Below are 18,084 nucleotides of genomic sequence, written 5' to 3'. Positions count from 1 at the left end.
CCGACGTTAAATCCTGAGATTAGGATGCTGCACAGCGGTCCAGTCACGCCCGTCTTCGGCAAAGTCACAATAGATTTCGCTAGGCGTCCATTGAGGAATCTCCTGGAACCGGAAATACGCGCTTAAATCAGAATGCCCACCGAGACCAATCGAGGGAGTGAACTGTGCAGCCAACATAACAACGCATGCGCTGACAGCGTTAATCGCGTGTTCCAAGCTTGCCTGTCGGAAAGCACCCTCACGATCATGTTTGACTTGGTTATACGCGTCATACCAGCTGAGCGATTTTGTCGGCCGCTCGGTGTTCCAGCCGAAAAAAGGCTTGACCGCTGGTAGCCAAGGGTAGCTGGAGAAGCTCACGGCATAACCATCGAGCCTCATTGGCCGAACGAGACGCACGTAGTCTCTGGTGCGGAGCTGTTCCGTGACGGCGCGGTTCGCGACTAGAACGCCGCGCCAGTGAGCCTCTACTTCCGTGGACGCTAAGATCAGAAGGTTCCGAATTTCATGTCCGAATACATCAAGCGTGTCCGGTGCCGGATGCACCGTCTGACAGATTAGGTCCAAGCGGCGCATACGAGCGTTCGCTTGGCCCAACCCTAGAGCGACAATATTCGGATTCTCCGTTACACTCGGGCTACGCATGTAGCGCTGCTTTTCATAGCTCAAGGGGCGTGCCATGCGCGGACAGTATTGCCGCGGGTCAAGCTCTATCTTGTGAAACGAAAGTCGGGACCACCCCCCGCGTTCGATAGCCTCCCAGATCGTTTCTTGTTGAGACGCCTCGAAGTAAGAACCGGGGCCTCTTTCTGGATTGCTGACGCCAAGACGAACCGCCTTACGATCTTTGATCCGCCACACCTGTTCCGCGTGGCCGGAGCCTACAATCCGTAAATAGTAGCCCACATCCGCACCCCGAATTCCATAACTAAGCCTATCGAGGCCAATCTAACAGAGGGTCACGCCCTGGATGGGCAACCCAACTGCCTCCTTTGGGTCATAAGCACTCGTTCAATCCGACCTTCGACCGCCCCAGTCGATGCCGACAGCACAAAACCTAACTCAAAACTCCTGCACCGCGGGGATCGCCTGACCGGCGAGCGGCTCCATGAATTCAGACCGCCCTTGTGCGGGGCGCCGGTGCCAATTCGGCGCCAACCGCGCCGGGCATGATGTCGTCGTGCGATCCTGCAGCCGATCTCAGCGCAACCCTTCCGAAATCTCGCCCCCGCGCGCTACGAGGTCGCGCCTCGCGATTGCGCCGAGGCGCTTTGACGCGCCCGTTACGGCCAACCTTGCATCCGATGGGCGCTTCAAATAGTTCAGACCGCGTCCCCTTTCAGAACCTTTTTCAGAACGACTTGAAGCAGCGCAGCTTTCGCCGTCGCGCGTCGTCAAAACGCGCCTGCGAGAGAGCGCCAATCTTGGCGCCACATTTGGCGCCAAAGCGGCGGCGAACTTGGCCGCGCCCTGGTGGGACATTTCGTGAAAGCCGGCATTTTCAAAGCCTTAACTATTCGTCTTTACCGTAAGCGCGGACAAGAATTCGCCCTAAAGCAGCCCAAGCAAGGCCGTTTAGTTCTGGTGAGAATATGTGAAGGCGTTCCGTGCAGTTCTGGCTTTCGCCGAACTTTGTCGCGATTTCGCGCAAATGTCAGCGAAGCTCAGAGCCTTGCGACGGAAGAGTAATTCGGAGGTAGGGGCGAATGATGCAAGGGATCGGTGCGCCAATCGATTTTATTTCTTTGGATCGTCGCATTTATTCTCGCAAGAGCTCGTCTCATCTGGTCATCGCCGGCGTCGCGCTGGCGGTGAGCCTGTCGGCGGGGTGGTGGGCGCTCTCGCAGCGCCAGGCCGCCCGCTCTGAGACAGCCGCGGCGTTCCACACGCAAAGCGCCTCTGTCGCGCAAAACCCCTACGGGGCCATCGTCGGCCTCGGCGGCCGGCGCCAGACGCTGGCGTTCGCTGAACCGACGCTGCGCGGCGCGCTTGACGCCAGCATCCAGCCCGCGGCGCAAACGCCGTCCGCCATCGTTCCCGAGCAACAGGACGTCGACGACGCGCAGGTCGCCTCGGCCGAGGACGCGCCGCTGCCGCCGCGCCGCCCGGTCGAACTCACCGTCGCCAATCGCGGCCTCTATGAGGGCTCGCTGCGCCGCATGGCGCGCACCACCGTCGTGCCGGGCTCCGGACCGGACGACCGCTCGATCTTCGAGAGATTCTTCGGGCTCGGCGACGCCGCGCAATCGGCGCAAGAGGCGCGCCAGCAGCAGCCGCGCGGACAGGCGCTCGCCTATGCGGCGCCGGACGGCGGCACGCTCTCCGACCTGAAATCCGGCATCCTCGGGGGCGTTTCGGGCGCGGCCGGCGCGGCGGTCGGACCTGCGACGCGCTACGACCGCTACACCGCCGTCTACGACATCTCGACGCATACGGTCTATCTGCCCAGCGGCGCAAAACTCGAGGCGCATTCAGGCCTGCGCGAACATCTCGACGATCCGCGCTACGTTCATTTGCGGATGCGCGGCGCGACGCCGCCGCATGTTTACGATCTCAAGCCGCGCGAAGCGCTGTTCCATGGCGTCGAAGCGCTGCGTCTCACGCCGGTCGGCGGCGAGGGCGCGATCTTCGGCCGCGCCGGCCTTCTCGCCCATACCTACATGCTCGGCCCGAACGGCGATTCGAACGGCTGCGTGTCGTTCCGCGACTATCAGGCCTTCCTGCGCGCTTATAAGAACGGCGAGGTGCGCCGGCTCGCCGTCGTCGCGCATCTGTAAACACTTATTCTTACGCGTGAAAATGAAAGGCGGCCGGTAGCGGCCGCTTTTCTTTGTGATTTGCGCTCGGTCATCCACTTTGGATCGATGACAAGTTCTTGTCGGTATTGCGAAGTTCCATTAGCGTAAAGTTCGGAGCGCATGAGGGGTCGTGCATGTCCGTTTCGATTTATCTCATCAATCCTGCTGGTGATTTTCCAACTTATTTCGGCGGCGAGGCGCTGGCGGCGTCGGGCGTGGCGGGCGGCGTGATGATGGCGGACCTCGCCACGGCGACCGTCGCGGCGCTCGCGCCCAGGGACTTCGCCTTCGAACTTTGCGAAGAGCAGGTCGAACCGGTGAATTTCGACCATCCTGCCGACTACGTCGCGATCACCGGCAAGGTCAGCCAGCGCGGCCGGATGATCGCCATCGCCGACGAATTCCGCCGCCGCGGCAAGCGCGTCATCATCGGCGGCCCTTATGCGAGCCTTTCGCCGGCGCGGCTGCGCGACCACTGCGACGTGCTGGTCAGCGGCGAGATCGAGGAAATCGCCGGCGAAATTTTCTCCGATCTTAGCGCCGGCAAGCCGAAGGACAGCTATGTCGGCGACAAGCCGTCGCTCGCCGCTTCGCCGCCGCCGCGCTGGGATCTTTATCGCAACGACCGCGCGATTCTCGGCGCGGTGCAGACCTCGCGCGGCTGTCCGTTCGAATGCGAATTCTGCGACGTCATTCAATATCTGGGGCGCAAGCAGCGTCACAAGCCGATCGCCAACGTCCTCGCCGAACTCGACGCGCTCTGGGCGGCGGGCTATCGCACGGCCTTCCTCGCCGACGACAATTTCACCGCGTATCGCGCGCACTGCAAGGAGCTGCTCGCGGCGATCGCGCATTGGCGCCGCGATCGTCCGATGGAGTTCGTCACGCAGATCTCCATCGACGCGACGCGCGACGAGGAACTGCTCGACATGTGCGTCGCGGCGGGCCTGACGCAGGTCTTCGTCGGCATCGAGACGCCCAATGTCGAAAGCCTGCGGGAGACCGGCAAGCGGCAGAATCTCAAGATCAGCCTCGTCGACGAAATCCAGAAGCTCGTCCACCATGGCATGTCGGTGATGGGCGGCATGATCGTCGGCTTCGACCATGACGGCCCGAGCGTATTCGCCCAGCAATATGAGTTCGCCATGGCGACGCCGATTCCGATCTTCAGCCTCGGCGCGCTGATGGCCTCGGAGGCGACGCCGCTCTTCGACCGCATCACCCGCGAGGGGCGGCTGCTCACCGGCGGCGTCGAGACCCAGGCGGTGCCGTGGAGCTCCAACATCCAGTGCCAGACGATGAGCATGGAAGAGCTGCATCACGGCATGCAGAATCTCTGCAACGCGATCTACGCCCCGGCCGCCTTCGGCGAACGCATGCTGCGCCTGATCAGCACTTTTGGCCGCCACCGCAAGGCGCCGGCGCCGCAGCCCTTCGATCCGAAATCGCTGCGCGAGGTCGAACAGCAGGCGATGCAGGTCGGCATGGACGTGCGCAAGATGGGCGAGGCGGAAGGCCGCATGTGGAACAAGGTCTGGGGCGCCGCCGTGCGCAAGCCGGAGACCATCACCATCGTCGCGCGCATCATGTTTCAATATGCGCAGGCGCGGCACATGTTTGATAAGGGCAATTACTGGGAGCCGCAGCTCTCGAGCCCGCCCGCGGCGTCGCAGCGCGCGGCGTAAATACGCGTTTCGCCTGAGTCGCAGGCCTGTCATTCCCGACGCGCATCTCACGCGCGATCGGGAATCCAGAGGAAAATCAGCGCTGCTGTATCGGCTCTGGATTCCCGGTCAGGCCTGCGGCCCGCCGGGAATGACAAGCCCAGCGAACTGATCAACCGGGATTCATATTAGACCACTATCGCCTTCAAGATCGACAGCGGCGCTTTCGAGCCCTTGACGCCGGCGAGAAGAATGCGCGTCGCCGGCGCGTCGGCCCGCGTGTGGATCGCCTGGATCGACACGCCCCCTATTCTGCCCTGCACAGCCGCGAGGCATTCGGCGAGCGCGTCGGCGCGGTGGATCATCACGAAAGTTCCGCTAGGCGCGAGCAGCGCGAGACAGGCCCGGACCCAATCCATCAGCGGCGCGCTGGCGATATGGGCGCGCGCCTTGGCCGCGTCGGGCGTCGCGCGCACCTTGCCGGCGTCGTGAAACGGCGGATTGGTGAGCACGAGCGCCGCCCTCTCGTCGATCAGTCCAGCGGCGCGGCGCGATTTCGCCGCGAGAACGTCGGCTTGGTAAACCGTCGCCCTTGCGCCCAGCGCATTTTCGGCGACGTTTTCGCGCGCGAGCGCGCAAGACTCGGGGTCGATCTCCACAAGGCCAACGATCGCGCCAGGCGCGCGCAGCGCCGCCATCAGCCCGACCGCGCCCGACCCCGCGCCGACGTCGAGAATGAGCCCCTGCTGATGTTGGGGCGTCGCGGCGGCGAGAAGCTCCGCCTCGGTGCCGGAGCGGTGGCCGGCGGCGCTTTGACGCAGGCGCAGGCGCCCGCCGAGAAAACCATCCAAACTCGCGTCTTTCATAGGAGCCGAGAGGCTCACATCCCGCGGCGCTCCACCCTCCCCTTGAGGGGGAGGGTGGAGCGCCGGGGTGGGGTGAACCCAAGGTCTTTGCCGCCTGTCACCCCACCCCGCATTGCTATCGCAATGCGACCCTCCCCCTCAAGGGGAGGGTGATTGCGATAGCCTACGCCGCCGACTTGCCGCCTCCATCCCAAAGCCGTAAGTTCGCGCCAGAAAACGTAAGGCTTAAGGGGGGTCCGTGGGTATCGTCATTCCGCTCGATGAGAAAAAGGACGCCGGCCTCGACAGTCTCCTCGAACTCATCAAGCCCGACCTGGAGCGCACCAATCAGCTGATCATTCAGCGCATGGGCTCCGACGTCACGACGATTCCCGAGGTCGCCAATCATCTCATCTCCGCCGGCGGCAAGCGTTTGCGGCCGATGCTCGTTCTCGCCACCGCCGGCATGTGCGGCTACAGGGGCGACGGGCATCTGAAATTCGCCGCCGGCATTGAATTCATGCATACGGCGACGCTGCTCCATGACGACGTCGTCGACGAAAGCGACATGCGCCGCGGCAAGATCGCCGCCCGCATGCTGTGGGGCAATCAGACCTGCGTGCTCGTCGGCGACTTCCTGCTCGGCCACGCCTTCAAAATGATGGTCGAGCCCGGCGTCATCGCGCCGCTCTCCGTGGTTTCGCAAGCCGCCGCGGTGATCGCCGAAGGCGAGATCATGCAGCTCAACGCCGCGAAGGACACTACCACCACCGAGGACGCCTATATGGGCGTCATCCGCCGCAAAACGGCGGAGCTTTTCGCCGCCGCGGCCGAAGTCGGCGTGATGCTCGGCGGCAAGCCGAAGGCGGACGAAGCCGCCGCGCGCAGCTATGGCATGAATCTCGGCGTCGCTTTCCAGCTTATCGACGACGCGCTCGATTATGGCGGCTCGTCCACCAAGCTCGGCAAGAACGTCGGCGACGACTTCCGCGAGGGCAAGATCACGCTCCCCGTGGTGCTCGCCTTCCGTCGCGGCAATGAGAAAGAACGCGAGTTCTGGCGGCGCACGCTGGAAAAGGCCGAAATCAAGGACGGCGACGTCGAGACCGCCTGCGGTCTGATGAAGAAGCACAAGGCGCTCGAAGATACGATCGAGCGCGCGGCGCATTACGGCGCCATCGCACGCGACGCGATGGAGATTTTCCCCGCATCGCCATGGAAGAGCGCGCTGCTCGAAGTCGTCGACTTCTGCATCGACCGCGTCTACTAAAGCAGGTTCCGAAAAAGTTGATCGGACTTTTTCGGTGAGAACCTGCTCCAACGCTTTTATCTGGAGCGATTCCTTATCGATTACATGATTCCATGTGATCGGGAAGCGCTCTAGCGGCGCCGGCCGCGCGAGGCGACCGGCGGACCTATCATCCCTTCAGACAGTCGGTCTTGAAGTGTTTGCGGTCTTTGCCGTGAAGCCCTTTAGCGTCGGCTTGCGCGCGGCAGTCTTTTTCCCTCTCCGCATGCGTCTTCGCCCCTGTCGCGGCGCTCGCCGGCTGCGTAGCGGCGGCAGGCGCCTCGGCGCTCGGCGCGGGCGCTGCTGCAGTCGCGACGCTCTTTGGCGCGATTTCCGCAGGCGGCGCCCAGGCGGTCGGCGCGTCAGGCGCCTTCGTCTCGGCGAGCGCGGCGGCGCCGAAGGAGAGGCTGGCGCATAGGACGCCAGCGACAATGCTTTTCATATTGGTGAACATCTACGTTTCTTCTTTGCTTCGAGGCGCGCCGCAACGCCGCATGTTGATCCAATTGCGGCGCGACTCCATCACGCGCGAGCGCGCGTGCGCCATCGGCCACACCTGAAGCTTAGGCGATTTATGACAGTTTGTCTTTGACGCAACGCAGCAGCGCCAAAAATGGCTAGCGTCGCCACCACACGTAGATCGCGACGCCGGCGATGAAGCTCGAATAGAGGATCTTCCATGCGAGCCGGCGCAGCGCGGACGCGCGGCGCACAGGAATGTCGTTGGGGCGGGAAGTCCTTCGCTCGCCGACGGAAACCGGACTGAGCGCAGCGTGGGAGTAACGCATGAATCGCTCCTCATCCAAAAGCGGACAGGTCATTAGCGGCAAGGCTAAGGCGCGATTGATTTACAAATTGCTTCGATCTCAACTGACCCGAGAGATCGCTTCCAGAGAGATCGCTGCGCGGCGCTGCAAGCAGTGATAAAAGCCTCGGAAAGCAATCGGCGGAGAACGACATGGCCCGCGATACGACGGCGAAGACATCGGATTGGCGCTTCGAACTCGCGGGCGCGGCGCCGCCCGTCGCCGCGCAGCGCCACACGCGCAGAGTCATCCATGGCCGCGTGCTCGATGATCCCTACGACTGGCTCGCGGCGAAAAACTGGCGCGAGGTGCTGCGCGACCCGGATGCGCTTCCCGACGACATCGCCGAGCTGATCGAGACGGAAAACGCTTACTGCGATGGCGTCATGGCGCCGCTCAAAAATTTACGCAGGGCGCTGGTGGCCGAAATGCGCGGCCGCATCAAGGAGGATGACAGCGAGGTTCCCGAGCCGGACGGGCCTTACGCCTATTACGAACGCTTCCACGAGGGCGCGGAACATCCGCTCTACTGCCGGACGCCGCGAGACGGCGGCGCCGAAACCGTGCTCCTCGACGGCGATGCGCTCGCCAAAGGCCACGACTTCTTCGATATCGGCGACGCGGCGCATGCGCCCGATCATGCGCAGCTTGCCTGGAGCGTCGACGACGCGGGCTCGGAGCTATACGACATCCGCACCAGGGCGTTGAGCGATGGCCTCGACCGCGCCGACGTCGTGAGCGACAGCGACGGCGCCGTTGTCTGGCAGGCCAATTCGAAAGCCTACTACTATGTGCTGATCGACGAGAACCATCGCACCGCGCAGGTCTTTCGACACGAAGTGGGCGCCGATCCCGCCGACGACGCGCTGATCATCGAGGAAACCGACAGCGCCTGGTTCGTCAGCCTGCATGAAAGCCGCTGCAGGCGTTTCGCGATTGTGTCCATCCACGGCCATGACGCGACGGAATGCTGGCTCATCGATCTTCGCGAGAGCAATCCGACGCCGCGCATCGTCGCGCCGCGCGAACCGCGCCTGCGCTACGACGTCGAGCCGCATGGCGACCTTCTCTACATACGCAACAACGCCGACGGCGCCGATGATTTCCGCATTTCCGTCGCGCCGCTCGCGGAGCCCGGCCGCGAAAACTGGAAGGACGTCGTTCCCCATCGCCACGGCGTCATGATCGACTCCTTCACCGTCTATGCGCGTTATCTTGTCTGGCTGCTTCGGGAAAACTCCTTGCCGACGATCGTCATCCGCGCGCTCTCCAGCGGCGAGGAACATGCGATTCACTTCGAGGAGGAAGCCTATGCGCTGTCGATCGATCCGGGGCTGGAATTCGACACCGACATTCTGCGCTTCGTCTATTCGTCGATGACGACGCCAGATGAGACTTATGACTACGACATGGCCGCGCGCACGCGCATCCTGCGCAAGCGCCAGGAAATTCCCTCCGGACATGATCCCAAGAAGTATGTAACGCGGCGCTTTCTCGCGACGGCGCGCGACGGCGAAAGCGTGCCGATCACGCTCCTGCATCGCGCCGACTTCATGCCCGGCGGAGACGGCGCGCCGCTGCTGCTCTACGGCTATGGCGCCTATGGCTATGCGCTGTCGGCGGGCTTTAACGAAGACGCGCTATCGCTCGTCGATCGCGGCTTTGTCTATGCGCGCGCCCATATTCGCGGCGGAACGGACAAGGGCTGGCGCTGGTACGAGGACGGCAAGCTCGAGAAGAAGCAAAACAGCTTCTTGGACTTCATCGATTGCGCGCGCCATCTGATCTCCGCCGGCTACACGCGCGAAGGCGGCGTCGTCGCGCAGGGAGGATCGGCGGGCGGTCTGCTGATGGGCGCCGTCGCCAATGAGGCGCCGGAGCTGTTCGCCGGCATCATCGCCAGCGTGCCTTTCGTCGACACGCTGAATACGATGCTGCGCGACGATCTTCCGCTGACGCCGCCCGAATGGCTGGAATGGGGCAACCCGATCGCCAGCGCCGAAGCCTATGATCGCCTCGCGTCCTATTCGCCTTACGACAATGTGCGCGCGCAACACTATCCGCCGATTCTCGCTGTCGCGGGCGTGACCGATCCTCGGGTCACCTATTGGGAGCCGCTCAAATGGGTCGCGAAGCTTCGCGCTACGATGAGCGGCGGCGGACCAGTGATGCTGTTCACCCATATGGGCGCGGGCCACGCCGGCGCCTCGGGCCGATTCGAAGCGCTTGAAGACACGGCGCTGGAATATGCTTTCGCACTCGCCTGCGCCGCGCGCGCCTTCAATGACGCGAAGGATTTCGTGTAATAATATTGAATAAAGCCGCTGCATTTCCCGAGAGAGGGAAATGCAGCGAAGAAAGTCATTTGGTGGGATGCACCCACTCCGAATCGGGGGGAATGACGGGCTTGCTCTCGGCGGCCGGCGGGCTGGTTTCGGCGGGAGCGCTGGGCGCCGCCGTTTCGGCGGGCGCTTCGCTCACCGCAGCGGGCGCTTCGTTTTGATCTTCGGCGCGCACGGGCGCGCTGAAGATTGCGCCCGCGGCGATTGCGGCCGTCAACAGCAGTAGTTTTTTCATATGGCGATTTCCCCTTTGGAGTAAGCCCGAGTCGCGGGGTTGCGCTCATTTATGGCCGGCGCGGATTATAGTCGGCGACTCCTTCCACTCAAGCCGCCGATTGATCATCCGCAGCGAGTCCTGACTCGCAGCTCGAACGGACGCTACGAGCTTGGCCCCTTCTTCCGCCTGATCTCTTCGGGCGGAGCCCATTCCTGGCCGCTTTGTGTTCCTTTCTTTCCCTCGACGCCCGGCGAGCCGGCGGAGGTTCCACTCGACCCCGCCAAACCGCTTTCGTTGACATCAGCCGCTTTCGGATTGTCCTTCTGCACGGCGCCCGATGGCTCGACCGGACTTCCAGCCGCCGGTCCCGAGGTCACGCCCTGCTCCTGCGGTTGCTGAGACTGCTGATCTGGCGGCTGCTGCTGCGTTTGCTGCGGCTGTTGCTGTTGGTCCTGCTGCTGGTCCTCGGCCAACGCGGCAGGCGCCAAAAGGGCGAGGGCGAGGCTTCCGACGACGGCTAATCTTGTCTTCATGTCGACTCCTTGGAGGGGCGCCAATGCGCGACATTCGCCCTGCGGGTAAATGGAGGAGGGAACAAAACTAGCAATGGCGCGAGGCGCGCCATGTAGGGCGCGCCCTGTAGCGCTCGCGTACGCTTTGCCGTATTCAGCTTGCGCTTACGCTAGGAGAAACATGATGGCCGTCGACAGCAAGCACGCCGAAACGATTGCGCTCCACGCCGGCTGGCGCGCTGATGAAACCAACGGCGCCGTCGCCGTTCCGATTTACCAGACGACCTCCTATCAGTTTCACGACACCGAGCACGCCGCCAATCTTTTTGCGCTGAAAGAACTCGGCCACATCTATACGCGCATCGGCAACCCGACGACCGGCGTATTGGAGGCGCGGCTCGCGGCGCTGGAGGGCGGCGTGGCGGCCCTGGCGCTGGCGTCGGGACAGGCGGCGTCGGCGCTGTCGATTCAAAATCTCGCGCGCGTCGGCGACAATGTCGTCTCGTCCACCGATCTTTACGGCGGCACCTGGAACCTCTTCGCCAATACGCTGAAGGACCAGGGTCTCGAGGTGCGCTTCGTCGATCCGGCGGATCCGGAAAATTTCCGCCGCGCCACCGACGATCGCACGCGCGCCTATTACGCCGAGACTCTGCCTAATCCCAAACTCACGGTGTTTCCAATCGCCGAAGTCGCGGCGATCGGCCGGGAGCTCGGCATTCCGCTGATCATGGACAACACCGCCGCGCCGATTCTCTGCCGGCCGATCGATCATGGCGCGGCGATCGTCGTTTATTCGACGACGAAATATCTCGGCGGCCACGGCACGTCGATCGGCGGCGCCATCATCGATTCCGGCAATTTCGACTGGGAGAAATTTCCGCAACGTCAGCCGGCGCTGAACACGCCCGATCCGAGCTATCACGGCGCCGTCTGGGTTGAGGCGGTCAAGCCGATCGGTCCGGTCGCCTATATCATCAAGGCGCGCGCGACGCTGCTACGCGATCTCGGCCCGGCTCCCTCGCCGTTCAACGCCTTTCTGACACTGCAGGGCGTCGAGACGGTGACGCTGCGCATGGAGCGTCATGTGCAGAACGCGCAGAAGGTCGTCGACTTCTTGAGCGAGCGCAGCGAAGTGACGCGGGTCATTCATCCGTCGCAGCAGACAGGCGAGATGCGCCGCCGCGCCGACGCCTATCTGAAGGGCGGCTATGGCGCGCTGCTCGGCTTCGAATTAAAGGGCGGTCTCGACGCCGGCCGCAGATTTATCGACGCGCTGCAGATGTTCTATCACGTCGCCAATATCGGCGACGCGCGCAGCCTCGCCATCCATCCGGCGACGACGACGCATTCTCAGCTCGCGGAGGAGGCGCAGATCGCGAGCGGCGTGACGCCCGGCTATGTGCGGCTCTCGATCGGCATCGAGCACATCGATGACATTATCGCCGATCTGGAAAAGGGGCTGAAAGCGGCGGGCGCGTAAGGCGCTCCCTTCTCCCGTGAAGCGGGAGAAGGTGGCCCCGCGAAGCGGGGTCGGATGAGGGCGATCGCAGCAATGCTTCTTGGTTTACGAAGAATGGCGCCAGCGAAGTTCAAGAGCCATGAGAGCGGATCGTCCATCGCTCGGACGCGTCCCGCGAAGACGAAAGGATTTCCGATCGCACTCTAAAGCCCTCATCCGACCCTCGCTGACGCGAGGGCCACCTTCTCCCACCAAGTGTGAGAAGGATGCGCACAAACGCCATGCGTGTTGCGCCTGACTCAAGGCTTCGTCGCGAGCCGGTCCACGATCGCGCGAATGGCGGCGATCTGCGGCCCCTTCTTGGTGTGGTGCTCGGCGTTGTCGTAGCCCCACCAGTCCCAGCAGGCGTTGGGATTCAACACGAAGTTCAACGTATAGAACGGCCAGCCCCATCCCCAGCGGCTGATCGTTTGCGGGTAAACGACGATGATGTGGTTCGTATCGGCCCAGCGATTGTAGCCGGCGTTTTTGTAGAACGCGTCGCCAACTTCGGCCGCCTGCTGTTTGCAGCCATGCAGGGCGACATGCACGCGGCACGTCTCCAGCGCGCAGACATGCGGCACATACGCGTAGCCGACATCGCTTAGACTGTGATTGTAGGGATTGCCGTCGGGCAGAAATTCCTTCTGGTCGAACTCGACATATTTTCCGGCGGGCTGCGCGCTCGGCGGGTTGAGCGGCCCGTAAATCTGTTCGAGCAAGGCTTTCGCGGCGTCGAAGTCGCAATCGACGATGAACGGAGCCTTGTTCACGCCGCATTGCTTGTCGCCATAGTCCTCGGTCACCATGGCGTGACCCGCGCCGATATCGTTTCGATAGACGATGCGGTCCGGCGGCACATAAAACGCGTAATAATCGCGCGCCGCATCCATCACGACGGGGTGCACCACCTCGTCCTTGCGGCCGGAAAACAGCCAGACGCGCGCGTCATTCAAATTGGCGACGTCGTCTATGGCGCCGGAGCGCGCGAGCGAATCGGTGATGTTCGTAAGATGCGCCGGATCCGGGACAGGATGGCCGGCGTCCGGCTTCATGCAATTATTGGTCGCCTGGTTCGTACTCTGCTCCGCGCAGTCGTAAGGCACGCCGGCGATGATCCCGGCGCCCTTCACAATGCCCGAATGCGCCACATGGAATTGCAACGCCATGGCGGCGCCCGATGAAAGCCCTGACACGGAAGTCTCGGAGAGATTTGCGCCGTAGGGCGGCAGGCGCTCGGCCCCTGACGCGGCGTCGGCTGCAAGACAGCACGTCACGGCGACGGCGATGTGTAATCTGCGCAAAGGAATAAACATGAACTTCTCCTCTAAAATCGTGTGGCGAAGCTTTAGCGGCGGGGAGAAATGATCACATGATCGGCGGCCCCTTCACGATCAGCGGATTGCCCGCGACGACGAGCGCCACTCTTCCCGCACTCCGGGAAACAGCCTGATGCAATTCGCCTGCCGCATCCCGAAAAGCACGCGCCAATGCGTTGTCCGGCACGATCGACAATCCCACCTCGGACGAGACGGCGACGGTCGGCGCCGAGCGGGACGACAACGCGTGAACAAGCGCGGCGCGATCACGCGAAAGATCGGCGCCGCCAATAAGCCGATTGCTCAGCCACAAGGTGAGACAGTCGATCAGCAACGGGCGATCCGCTGGCGCATCGCCAATCGCTTCGACGAGCGCCTGCGCCGCTTCGACGGTGCGCCAATCCTCGCCGCGTCTTGCGCGATGCGCGTCGACGCGCGCACGCATTTCCTCATCGAGAATGTCCGCCGTCGCAATATAGGTCCAGGGCGACGGATGCGTGACGATGAGACTCTCCGCATAGGCGCTTTTGCCTGAACGCGCGCCGCCGAGCACAAGGGTGAGATGCGGATTTTCAGTCATATGCTGGCTCTTTGAAACGGCGTGCGGGCGAGCAACGCCCCCTCGCGGTCGAATATGATGATCTCCAATTCGCTCTCCGCCGGATCCAGCAGCCGCGCGGCGGTTTTCCACGCGGCGCGCGCGACCGGCGCCGAAAGATCGATTCCTGCGCTTTGCCCGATCTGCAACGCTTCGAGCGCGCTGTTGGCGCTCTCGATCAGCGCCGCAATCTCTTCGCCCGCGCCAACCTCGCGCGCGGTTTGGGCGAGCCGCGCAAAATCAACGCTCGAGCGCCCCGAATGAAGATCGAGCCGCCCTTGCGCGAGCTTGGTCATTTTGGCGAAGCCGCCGCCGATCGTGACGCGCGCGACCGGATGGGTGCGAAGATATTTCAAAAGCCCGCCGACGAAATCGCCCATTTCGATGAGGGACGTCTCCGGCAGATCATAAAGCCGCTTCACCGCCGCCTCGGAGGTCGAGCCCGTCGTGCCGGCGACATGCGTCAGGCCGCTGGCGCGCGCCACATCGACGCCGCGATGGATGCTGTCGATCCACGCGGCGCAGGAAAACGGCGTCACGATGCCGGTGGTGCCTAGTATGGAAAGTCCGCCAACGATGCCGAGGCGGCCGTTGAGCGTGTGCTTGGCCAATTCCCTACCGCCGGGGACCGAAATTTCGATGTCGGCGTCCGCGCCGACGCCGATCTGGGCGCTCGCCTCGATGATCGTCTCAACCATCATCTTACGCGGCGTGGGATTGATCGCCGGCTCGCCGGGCGCCAGCGGAAGGCCCGGGCGCGTCACGACGCCGACGCCCTCTCCCGCGAAAAACCGCACGCCCGCGCCGGCAGCGCCGCGGCGCACTTGCACGCATATAAGGGCGCCGTGGGTGACGTCCGGATCGTCGCCGGCGTCCTTGACCACGCCGGCGCGGGCGAAATCCTCGCCGCGTTCGAAGGTCGCGAGCGCGAAGGCGACGCGCTTTCCCGACGGCAACGCGATCTCGACCGGATCGGGAGGCGGCGCATCCGTCATCAGCGCCTCAAAGGCGGCGCGCGTCGCGGCGGTCGCGCAGGCGCCGGTCGTCCAGCCGCGGCGCAAAGGACGCCCACTTCCCGCATCGCTCATGCGCCCTCTTTACCGCGAAGCGCGAGCGCGCGACACCGGCGCGTCGATCCGCTAAAGATGCGGCGATTTCCAGATTTGAGGAGCACGCTTACATGTTGCGCAGCGTTTCATCCTTTCTCGGTCTTATTGCGCTGGCCGCCGATTCGAGCGGCGCCCAGGCGTTCGAGCTCACAAGCCCCGACGTCGCCGAAGGCAAGACGATCGATATGAGGCATGTCTATGATTCCATGAGCTGCACCGGTGAGAATATCTCGCCGGAGCTCCATTGGAGCGACCCGCCGCCCGGCACCAAGAGCTTCGCCGTGCTCGTGCATGATCCCGATGCGCCCACCGGCGGCGCCGGTTTCTGGCACTGGCTCGTCGTCGATATTCCGGCCGACGTTCACGGCTTGAAGCGCGGCGCCGGCGACGCTTCGGGGAAAAATCTGCCGTCCGGCGCGCATCATTTGGAGACGGACTTTGGCGACAAGGCCTATGGCGGTCCCTGCCCGCCGCCCGGCAAGCCGCACCGCTACGTTTTCACCGTCTACGCGCTCAAGACTGAGAAGCTCGGCGACGCCGCTCATGGCCGCACCGCCGCCGCCGGCTTCACCATCAATCAGAATGCGCTGGCCAAGGCCTCGATCACCGCGCTTTTTGGACGGTGAATTTCGGCGTTGCGCTTCTGGCGCTCGCCATTGAGGCGGGCGCCGGCTATCCGGATGCGCTTTTTCGCCGGATCGGCCATCCGATGACATGGATGGGCGCGCTGATCGCCGCGCTCGACCGAGGGCTGAACCGTGAGGGCGACTCCTTCGCGCTTCGACGGGCGAAAGGCGCGGTCGCTCTCGTGGCGCTTCTTGTCATCGCCGGTGGGAGCGGCGCGCTGATCGAACGCGCGGCGCTCGCGCTTCCGCTCGGCTGGATTGCGCTCGCTGTCGTGGCGTCCAGCCTTCTGGCGCAGCGCAGCCTGCATGCGCATGTCGCCGCGGTCGCGGAGGCTCTGACGATCTCGGTGGAGGACGGCCGGGCGGCGGTCGCGAAAATCGTCGGCCGCGACGTAGCGGCACTGGACGAGGCTGGCGTCGCGCGCGCCGCCATCGAGAGCCTCGCCGAGAATTTCTCCGACGGCGTCGTCGCGCCGGCGCTCTGGCTCGCGGTTTTCGGCTTACCTGGCGCTCTCGCCTACAAGGCCGTCAACACCGCCGACAGCATGATCGGCCATAAGTCGGCGCGCTATCTCGCCTTCGGCTGGGCCGCCGCGCGCTGCGACGATTTGATGAATGTTCTCCCCGCGCGCGCATCTGCGGGCCTGCTGACGATCGGCGCCTTGGCGGTGAACGGCGCCTCTCCGGCCAAGGCGCTGGCGGCGGCCTGGCGTGATGCGCCAAAGCACGCCTCTCCCAACGCAGGCTGGCCCGAAGCGGCGGCTGCGGGCGCTCTTGGTCTCAAGCTCGGCGGTCCCCGATCCTACGGCGGGGCTGAGGCGGTGGAGGGCGCGAGTCTGGGCGACGGCAGGCGCGAGGCCAATGCGGCGGATATTCGCCGCGCTTTGTCGCTCTATGAGATTTCAACCGCCACGCTCTGGTTTTCGCTTGCAGTCTGCGCCTTGGCTGCGAGAATATGACAGAGCTGCAAATTTTCAGGTCCGTGGCGCCACAGCTCTGCTCGCCAGATTTCTAACTTAGCCCATCTTGAATGTGTTATAAGTTAGATTGTGCGGTGCAGCATGAAACGCAGCGCGGCGGCTGCGACGGGGGTGGCGGGGAGAAGCGTAAAGATGGACCGTATGTCGTACCAGCTATACGAAATGTTGCACTTGGCTTTCGCGCCGGCGCGGGCGGCGACGGACGCGATGCTGCACGCGATGAAGAATCCGCTCAATCCGCTGCATCACACGTCGTTCGGCCGCAACGTCGCCGCCTCGGCGGAACTGTTCGAGCGTATGACCCGCCGCTACGGGAAACCGCTGTTCGGCCTGGACACGACGGTTGTCGACGGCGCCGAGGTCGAGATCTTCGAGGAGGTTGTCTGGAGCCGTCCGTTTTGCGGCCTGCTGCATTTGAAGCGGCTGTTTACCGGTCCGGCGCCCCGACAGTCGAAATTGCTGATTGTCGCGCCGATGTCCGGCCACTACGCCACGCTGCTGCGCGGCACGGTCGAGGCCTTCCTGCCGACCCACGACGTCTACATCACGGATTGGAGCGACGCGCGCTCGGTGCCGCTCGTCGACGGCTCCTTCGATCTCGATGATTACATCGATTATCTCAGCGAAATCATGCGATTCCTCGCGTTGAACGGAACTGAAACGCCTTTGCATACGCTGGGCGTCTGTCAGGCGTCAGTGCCGCTCATCTGCGCGATCGCCGCGATGGAGGCGGACAACGATCCTGACGTTCCCGAATCCATGGTGCTGATCGGCGGCCCCATCGACACAAGGGTGAATCCGACGGCGGTCAACAAGCTGGCGCAGCAGCGCGGCATGGATTGGTTCCGCAGCCATTGCATTCACACCGTGCCGTTTCCGCACGCGGGCATGGGACGCCAAGTCTATCCGGGCTTTCTGCAGCTCTCCGGCTTCATGTCGATGAATTTCGAGCGCCATATCTCGGCCCATCTCGAAATGTTCGACCATCTCGTCGAGGGGGACGGCGACTCCGCCGAAAGACACCGCGATTTTTACGACGAATATCTTGCGGTGATGGATTTGACCGCAGAATTCTATCTGCAAACCGTGGATCGCATCTTCGTCCGCCACGAGGTGCCGCTCGGACTGTTGCGCCACCGGGGCAATCTCATCGACCTCAAAGCGATCCGCCGCACGGCGCTGTTTGCCGTCGAGGGTGAAAAAGACGACATTTCCGGCGTCGGCCAGACCGAAGCCGCGCTGGATCTCTGCGCCAATATTCCTGCCGCCCGGAAACGCCATTATGTGCAGAAAGGCGTCGGCCATTACGGCGTCTTCAACGGCTCGCGCTTTCGCGACGAGATTGCGCCGCGCATTCGCGCATTCGCGGCCGACATGGAGAGTGTCGACGGCTTAGGGACGACGCGTCCTCGCCTTGCATGGAGCGCGGAATAAAGGCAAACTCCGCGCCCTCGCCGCGATTAGAGTGGGCGTTTTCGC

Annotated in this window: 17 protein-coding genes; 8 read left to right on the top strand and 9 right to left on the bottom strand. The window is 63.6% G+C overall.

Annotated elements, in window-relative coordinates:
* Window positions 1–6: 6 nt before the first annotated feature.
* On the bottom strand, window positions 7–906 hold the full coding sequence (locus IYY11_RS20325) for a hypothetical protein (protein WP_196405551.1): 900 nt from the start codon (window positions 904–906) through the stop codon (window positions 7–9).
* Between the two features lie 800 nt (window positions 907–1,706).
* Between IYY11_RS20325 and IYY11_RS20320 the strand changes: the two genes are divergently transcribed.
* Both IYY11_RS20320 and IYY11_RS20315 read left to right on the top strand, forming a co-directional pair.
* Entirely contained in the window at window positions 1,707–2,777 is a 1,071-nt protein-coding gene (locus IYY11_RS20320) for a DUF2778 domain-containing protein (RefSeq protein ID WP_196405550.1), read from the top strand.
* A gap of 155 nt (window positions 2,778–2,932) precedes the next feature.
* On the top strand, window positions 2,933–4,483 hold the full coding sequence (locus IYY11_RS20315) for a radical SAM protein (RefSeq protein WP_196405549.1): 1,551 nt from the start codon (window positions 2,933–2,935) through the stop codon (window positions 4,481–4,483).
* A 167-nt stretch (window positions 4,484–4,650) separates the two neighbouring features.
* Here the strand turns inward: IYY11_RS20315 and IYY11_RS20310 are convergent, their stop codons facing one another.
* Window positions 4,651–5,313 carry a tRNA1(Val) (adenine(37)-N6)-methyltransferase gene (locus tag IYY11_RS20310; RefSeq protein ID WP_246720132.1) on the bottom strand — a complete coding sequence of 221 codons (663 nt, stop codon included), beginning with the start codon at window positions 5,311–5,313 and terminating at the stop codon, window positions 4,651–4,653.
* Window positions 5,314–5,566: 253 nt separating this feature from the next.
* Here IYY11_RS20310 and IYY11_RS20305 point away from each other — a divergent pair, with 253 nt between their 5' ends.
* Entirely contained in the window at window positions 5,567–6,577 is a 1,011-nt protein-coding gene (locus IYY11_RS20305; protein WP_196405547.1) for a polyprenyl synthetase family protein, read from the top strand.
* A gap of 148 nt (window positions 6,578–6,725) precedes the next feature.
* Here the strand turns inward: IYY11_RS20305 and IYY11_RS20300 are convergent, their stop codons facing one another.
* Window positions 6,726–7,049: a PsiF family protein gene (locus IYY11_RS20300; protein ID WP_196405546.1), complete on the bottom strand. Its 324-nt coding sequence runs from the start codon at window positions 7,047–7,049 to the stop codon at window positions 6,726–6,728.
* Between the two features lie 163 nt (window positions 7,050–7,212).
* Window positions 7,213–7,383, bottom strand: coding sequence for a hypothetical protein (locus IYY11_RS20295; protein WP_196405545.1), 171 nt, complete (start codon window positions 7,381–7,383; stop codon window positions 7,213–7,215).
* A 170-nt stretch (window positions 7,384–7,553) separates the two neighbouring features.
* Here IYY11_RS20295 and IYY11_RS20290 point away from each other — a divergent pair, with 170 nt between their 5' ends.
* Entirely contained in the window at window positions 7,554–9,707 is a 2,154-nt protein-coding gene (locus IYY11_RS20290) for a S9 family peptidase (protein WP_196405544.1), read from the top strand.
* Window positions 9,708–9,762: 55 nt separating this feature from the next.
* Here the strand turns inward: IYY11_RS20290 and IYY11_RS20285 are convergent, their stop codons facing one another.
* Together IYY11_RS20285 and IYY11_RS20280 are read right to left on the bottom strand one after the other, a co-directional pair.
* Window positions 9,763–9,978: a hypothetical protein gene (locus tag IYY11_RS20285; protein ID WP_196405543.1), complete on the bottom strand. Its 216-nt coding sequence runs from the start codon at window positions 9,976–9,978 to the stop codon at window positions 9,763–9,765.
* A gap of 143 nt (window positions 9,979–10,121) precedes the next feature.
* Complete coding sequence (locus tag IYY11_RS20280; protein WP_196405542.1) at window positions 10,122–10,493, bottom strand: hypothetical protein; 372 nt, start codon at window positions 10,491–10,493, stop codon at window positions 10,122–10,124.
* 163 nt (window positions 10,494–10,656) lie between these two features.
* On the opposite strand from IYY11_RS20280, the gene IYY11_RS20275 reads away from it, so the two are divergent.
* On the top strand, window positions 10,657–11,955 hold the full coding sequence (locus tag IYY11_RS20275; RefSeq protein ID WP_196405901.1) for an O-acetylhomoserine aminocarboxypropyltransferase/cysteine synthase family protein: 1,299 nt from the start codon (window positions 10,657–10,659) through the stop codon (window positions 11,953–11,955).
* Window positions 11,956–12,233: 278 nt separating this feature from the next.
* Here IYY11_RS20275 and IYY11_RS20270 read toward each other — a convergent pair whose 3' ends face one another.
* The 3 genes from IYY11_RS20270 to IYY11_RS20260 are packed head-to-tail and all read right to left on the bottom strand — an operon-like array spanning window position 12,234 to window position 14,978.
* Window positions 12,234–13,289 carry a polyhydroxybutyrate depolymerase gene (locus IYY11_RS20270; protein ID WP_196405541.1) on the bottom strand — a complete coding sequence of 352 codons (1,056 nt, stop codon included), beginning with the start codon at window positions 13,287–13,289 and terminating at the stop codon, window positions 12,234–12,236.
* Between the two features lie 52 nt (window positions 13,290–13,341).
* Window positions 13,342–13,872 (bottom strand): bifunctional adenosylcobinamide kinase/adenosylcobinamide-phosphate guanylyltransferase, encoded by a 531-nt coding sequence (cobU, locus tag IYY11_RS20265; RefSeq protein WP_196405540.1) that lies wholly within the window; start codon window positions 13,870–13,872, stop codon window positions 13,342–13,344.
* On the bottom strand, window positions 13,869–14,978 hold the full coding sequence (locus IYY11_RS20260) for a cobalt-precorrin-5B (C(1))-methyltransferase (protein WP_196405539.1): 1,110 nt from the start codon (window positions 14,976–14,978) through the stop codon (window positions 13,869–13,871). The genes cobU and IYY11_RS20260 overlap by 4 nt, the downstream gene beginning before the upstream one ends.
* A 92-nt stretch (window positions 14,979–15,070) precedes the next feature.
* On the opposite strand from IYY11_RS20260, the gene IYY11_RS20255 reads away from it, so the two are divergent.
* The 3 genes from IYY11_RS20255 (at window position 15,071) to IYY11_RS20245 (ending at window position 18,039) form a co-directional block, all read left to right on the top strand.
* The gene (locus tag IYY11_RS20255; protein WP_196405538.1) at window positions 15,071–15,625 is read left to right on the top strand and encodes a YbhB/YbcL family Raf kinase inhibitor-like protein; all 555 of its coding nucleotides are present in this window, start codon (window positions 15,071–15,073) and stop codon (window positions 15,623–15,625) included.
* Entirely contained in the window at window positions 15,622–16,584 is a 963-nt protein-coding gene (cbiB, locus tag IYY11_RS20250) for an adenosylcobinamide-phosphate synthase CbiB (RefSeq protein WP_196405537.1), read from the top strand. The genes IYY11_RS20255 and cbiB overlap by 4 nt, the downstream gene beginning before the upstream one ends.
* 153 nt (window positions 16,585–16,737) lie before the next feature.
* Window positions 16,738–18,039, top strand: a complete 1,302-nt coding sequence (locus tag IYY11_RS20245; protein ID WP_196405536.1) for a polyhydroxyalkanoate depolymerase — start codon at window positions 16,738–16,740, stop codon at window positions 18,037–18,039.
* Window positions 18,040–18,084: the final 45 nt, after the last annotated feature.

This window comes from Methylocystis sp. H62 (assembly GCF_015709515.1).
In the GTDB taxonomy this organism is placed as follows: domain Bacteria; phylum Pseudomonadota; class Alphaproteobacteria; order Rhizobiales; family Beijerinckiaceae; genus Methylocystis.
Note: the sequence above shows the minus strand (reverse complement) of the source record. Positions and strands in the feature narration are given on the sequence as shown.

What these genes read in the sequence shown, in the direction of transcription:
- cobU (WP_196405540.1), bottom strand. Translation starts at nt 13,872, where the DNA reads ATGACTGAAAATCCGCATCTCACCCTTGTGCTCGGCGGCGCGCGTTCA.
- IYY11_RS20300 (WP_196405546.1), bottom strand. Translation starts at nt 7,049, where the DNA reads ATGTTCACCAATATGAAAAGCATTGTCGCTGGCGTCCTATGCGCCAGC.
- IYY11_RS20275 (WP_196405901.1), top strand. Translation starts at nt 10,657, where the DNA reads ATGGCCGTCGACAGCAAGCACGCCGAAACGATTGCGCTCCACGCCGGC.
- IYY11_RS20295 (WP_196405545.1), bottom strand. Translation starts at nt 7,383, where the DNA reads ATGCGTTACTCCCACGCTGCGCTCAGTCCGGTTTCCGTCGGCGAGCGA.
- IYY11_RS20315 (WP_196405549.1), top strand. Translation starts at nt 2,933, where the DNA reads ATGTCCGTTTCGATTTATCTCATCAATCCTGCTGGTGATTTTCCAACT.
- IYY11_RS20255 (WP_196405538.1), top strand. Translation starts at nt 15,071, where the DNA reads ATGTTGCGCAGCGTTTCATCCTTTCTCGGTCTTATTGCGCTGGCCGCC.
- IYY11_RS20290 (WP_196405544.1), top strand. Translation starts at nt 7,554, where the DNA reads ATGGCCCGCGATACGACGGCGAAGACATCGGATTGGCGCTTCGAACTC.
- IYY11_RS20260 (WP_196405539.1), bottom strand. Translation starts at nt 14,978, where the DNA reads ATGAGCGATGCGGGAAGTGGGCGTCCTTTGCGCCGCGGCTGGACGACC.
- IYY11_RS20270 (WP_196405541.1), bottom strand. Translation starts at nt 13,289, where the DNA reads ATGTTTATTCCTTTGCGCAGATTACACATCGCCGTCGCCGTGACGTGC.
- IYY11_RS20245 (WP_196405536.1), top strand. Translation starts at nt 16,738, where the DNA reads ATGGACCGTATGTCGTACCAGCTATACGAAATGTTGCACTTGGCTTTC.
- IYY11_RS20320 (WP_196405550.1), top strand. Translation starts at nt 1,707, where the DNA reads ATGATGCAAGGGATCGGTGCGCCAATCGATTTTATTTCTTTGGATCGT.
- IYY11_RS20280 (WP_196405542.1), bottom strand. Translation starts at nt 10,493, where the DNA reads ATGAAGACAAGATTAGCCGTCGTCGGAAGCCTCGCCCTCGCCCTTTTG.
- IYY11_RS20285 (WP_196405543.1), bottom strand. Translation starts at nt 9,978, where the DNA reads ATGAAAAAACTACTGCTGTTGACGGCCGCAATCGCCGCGGGCGCAATC.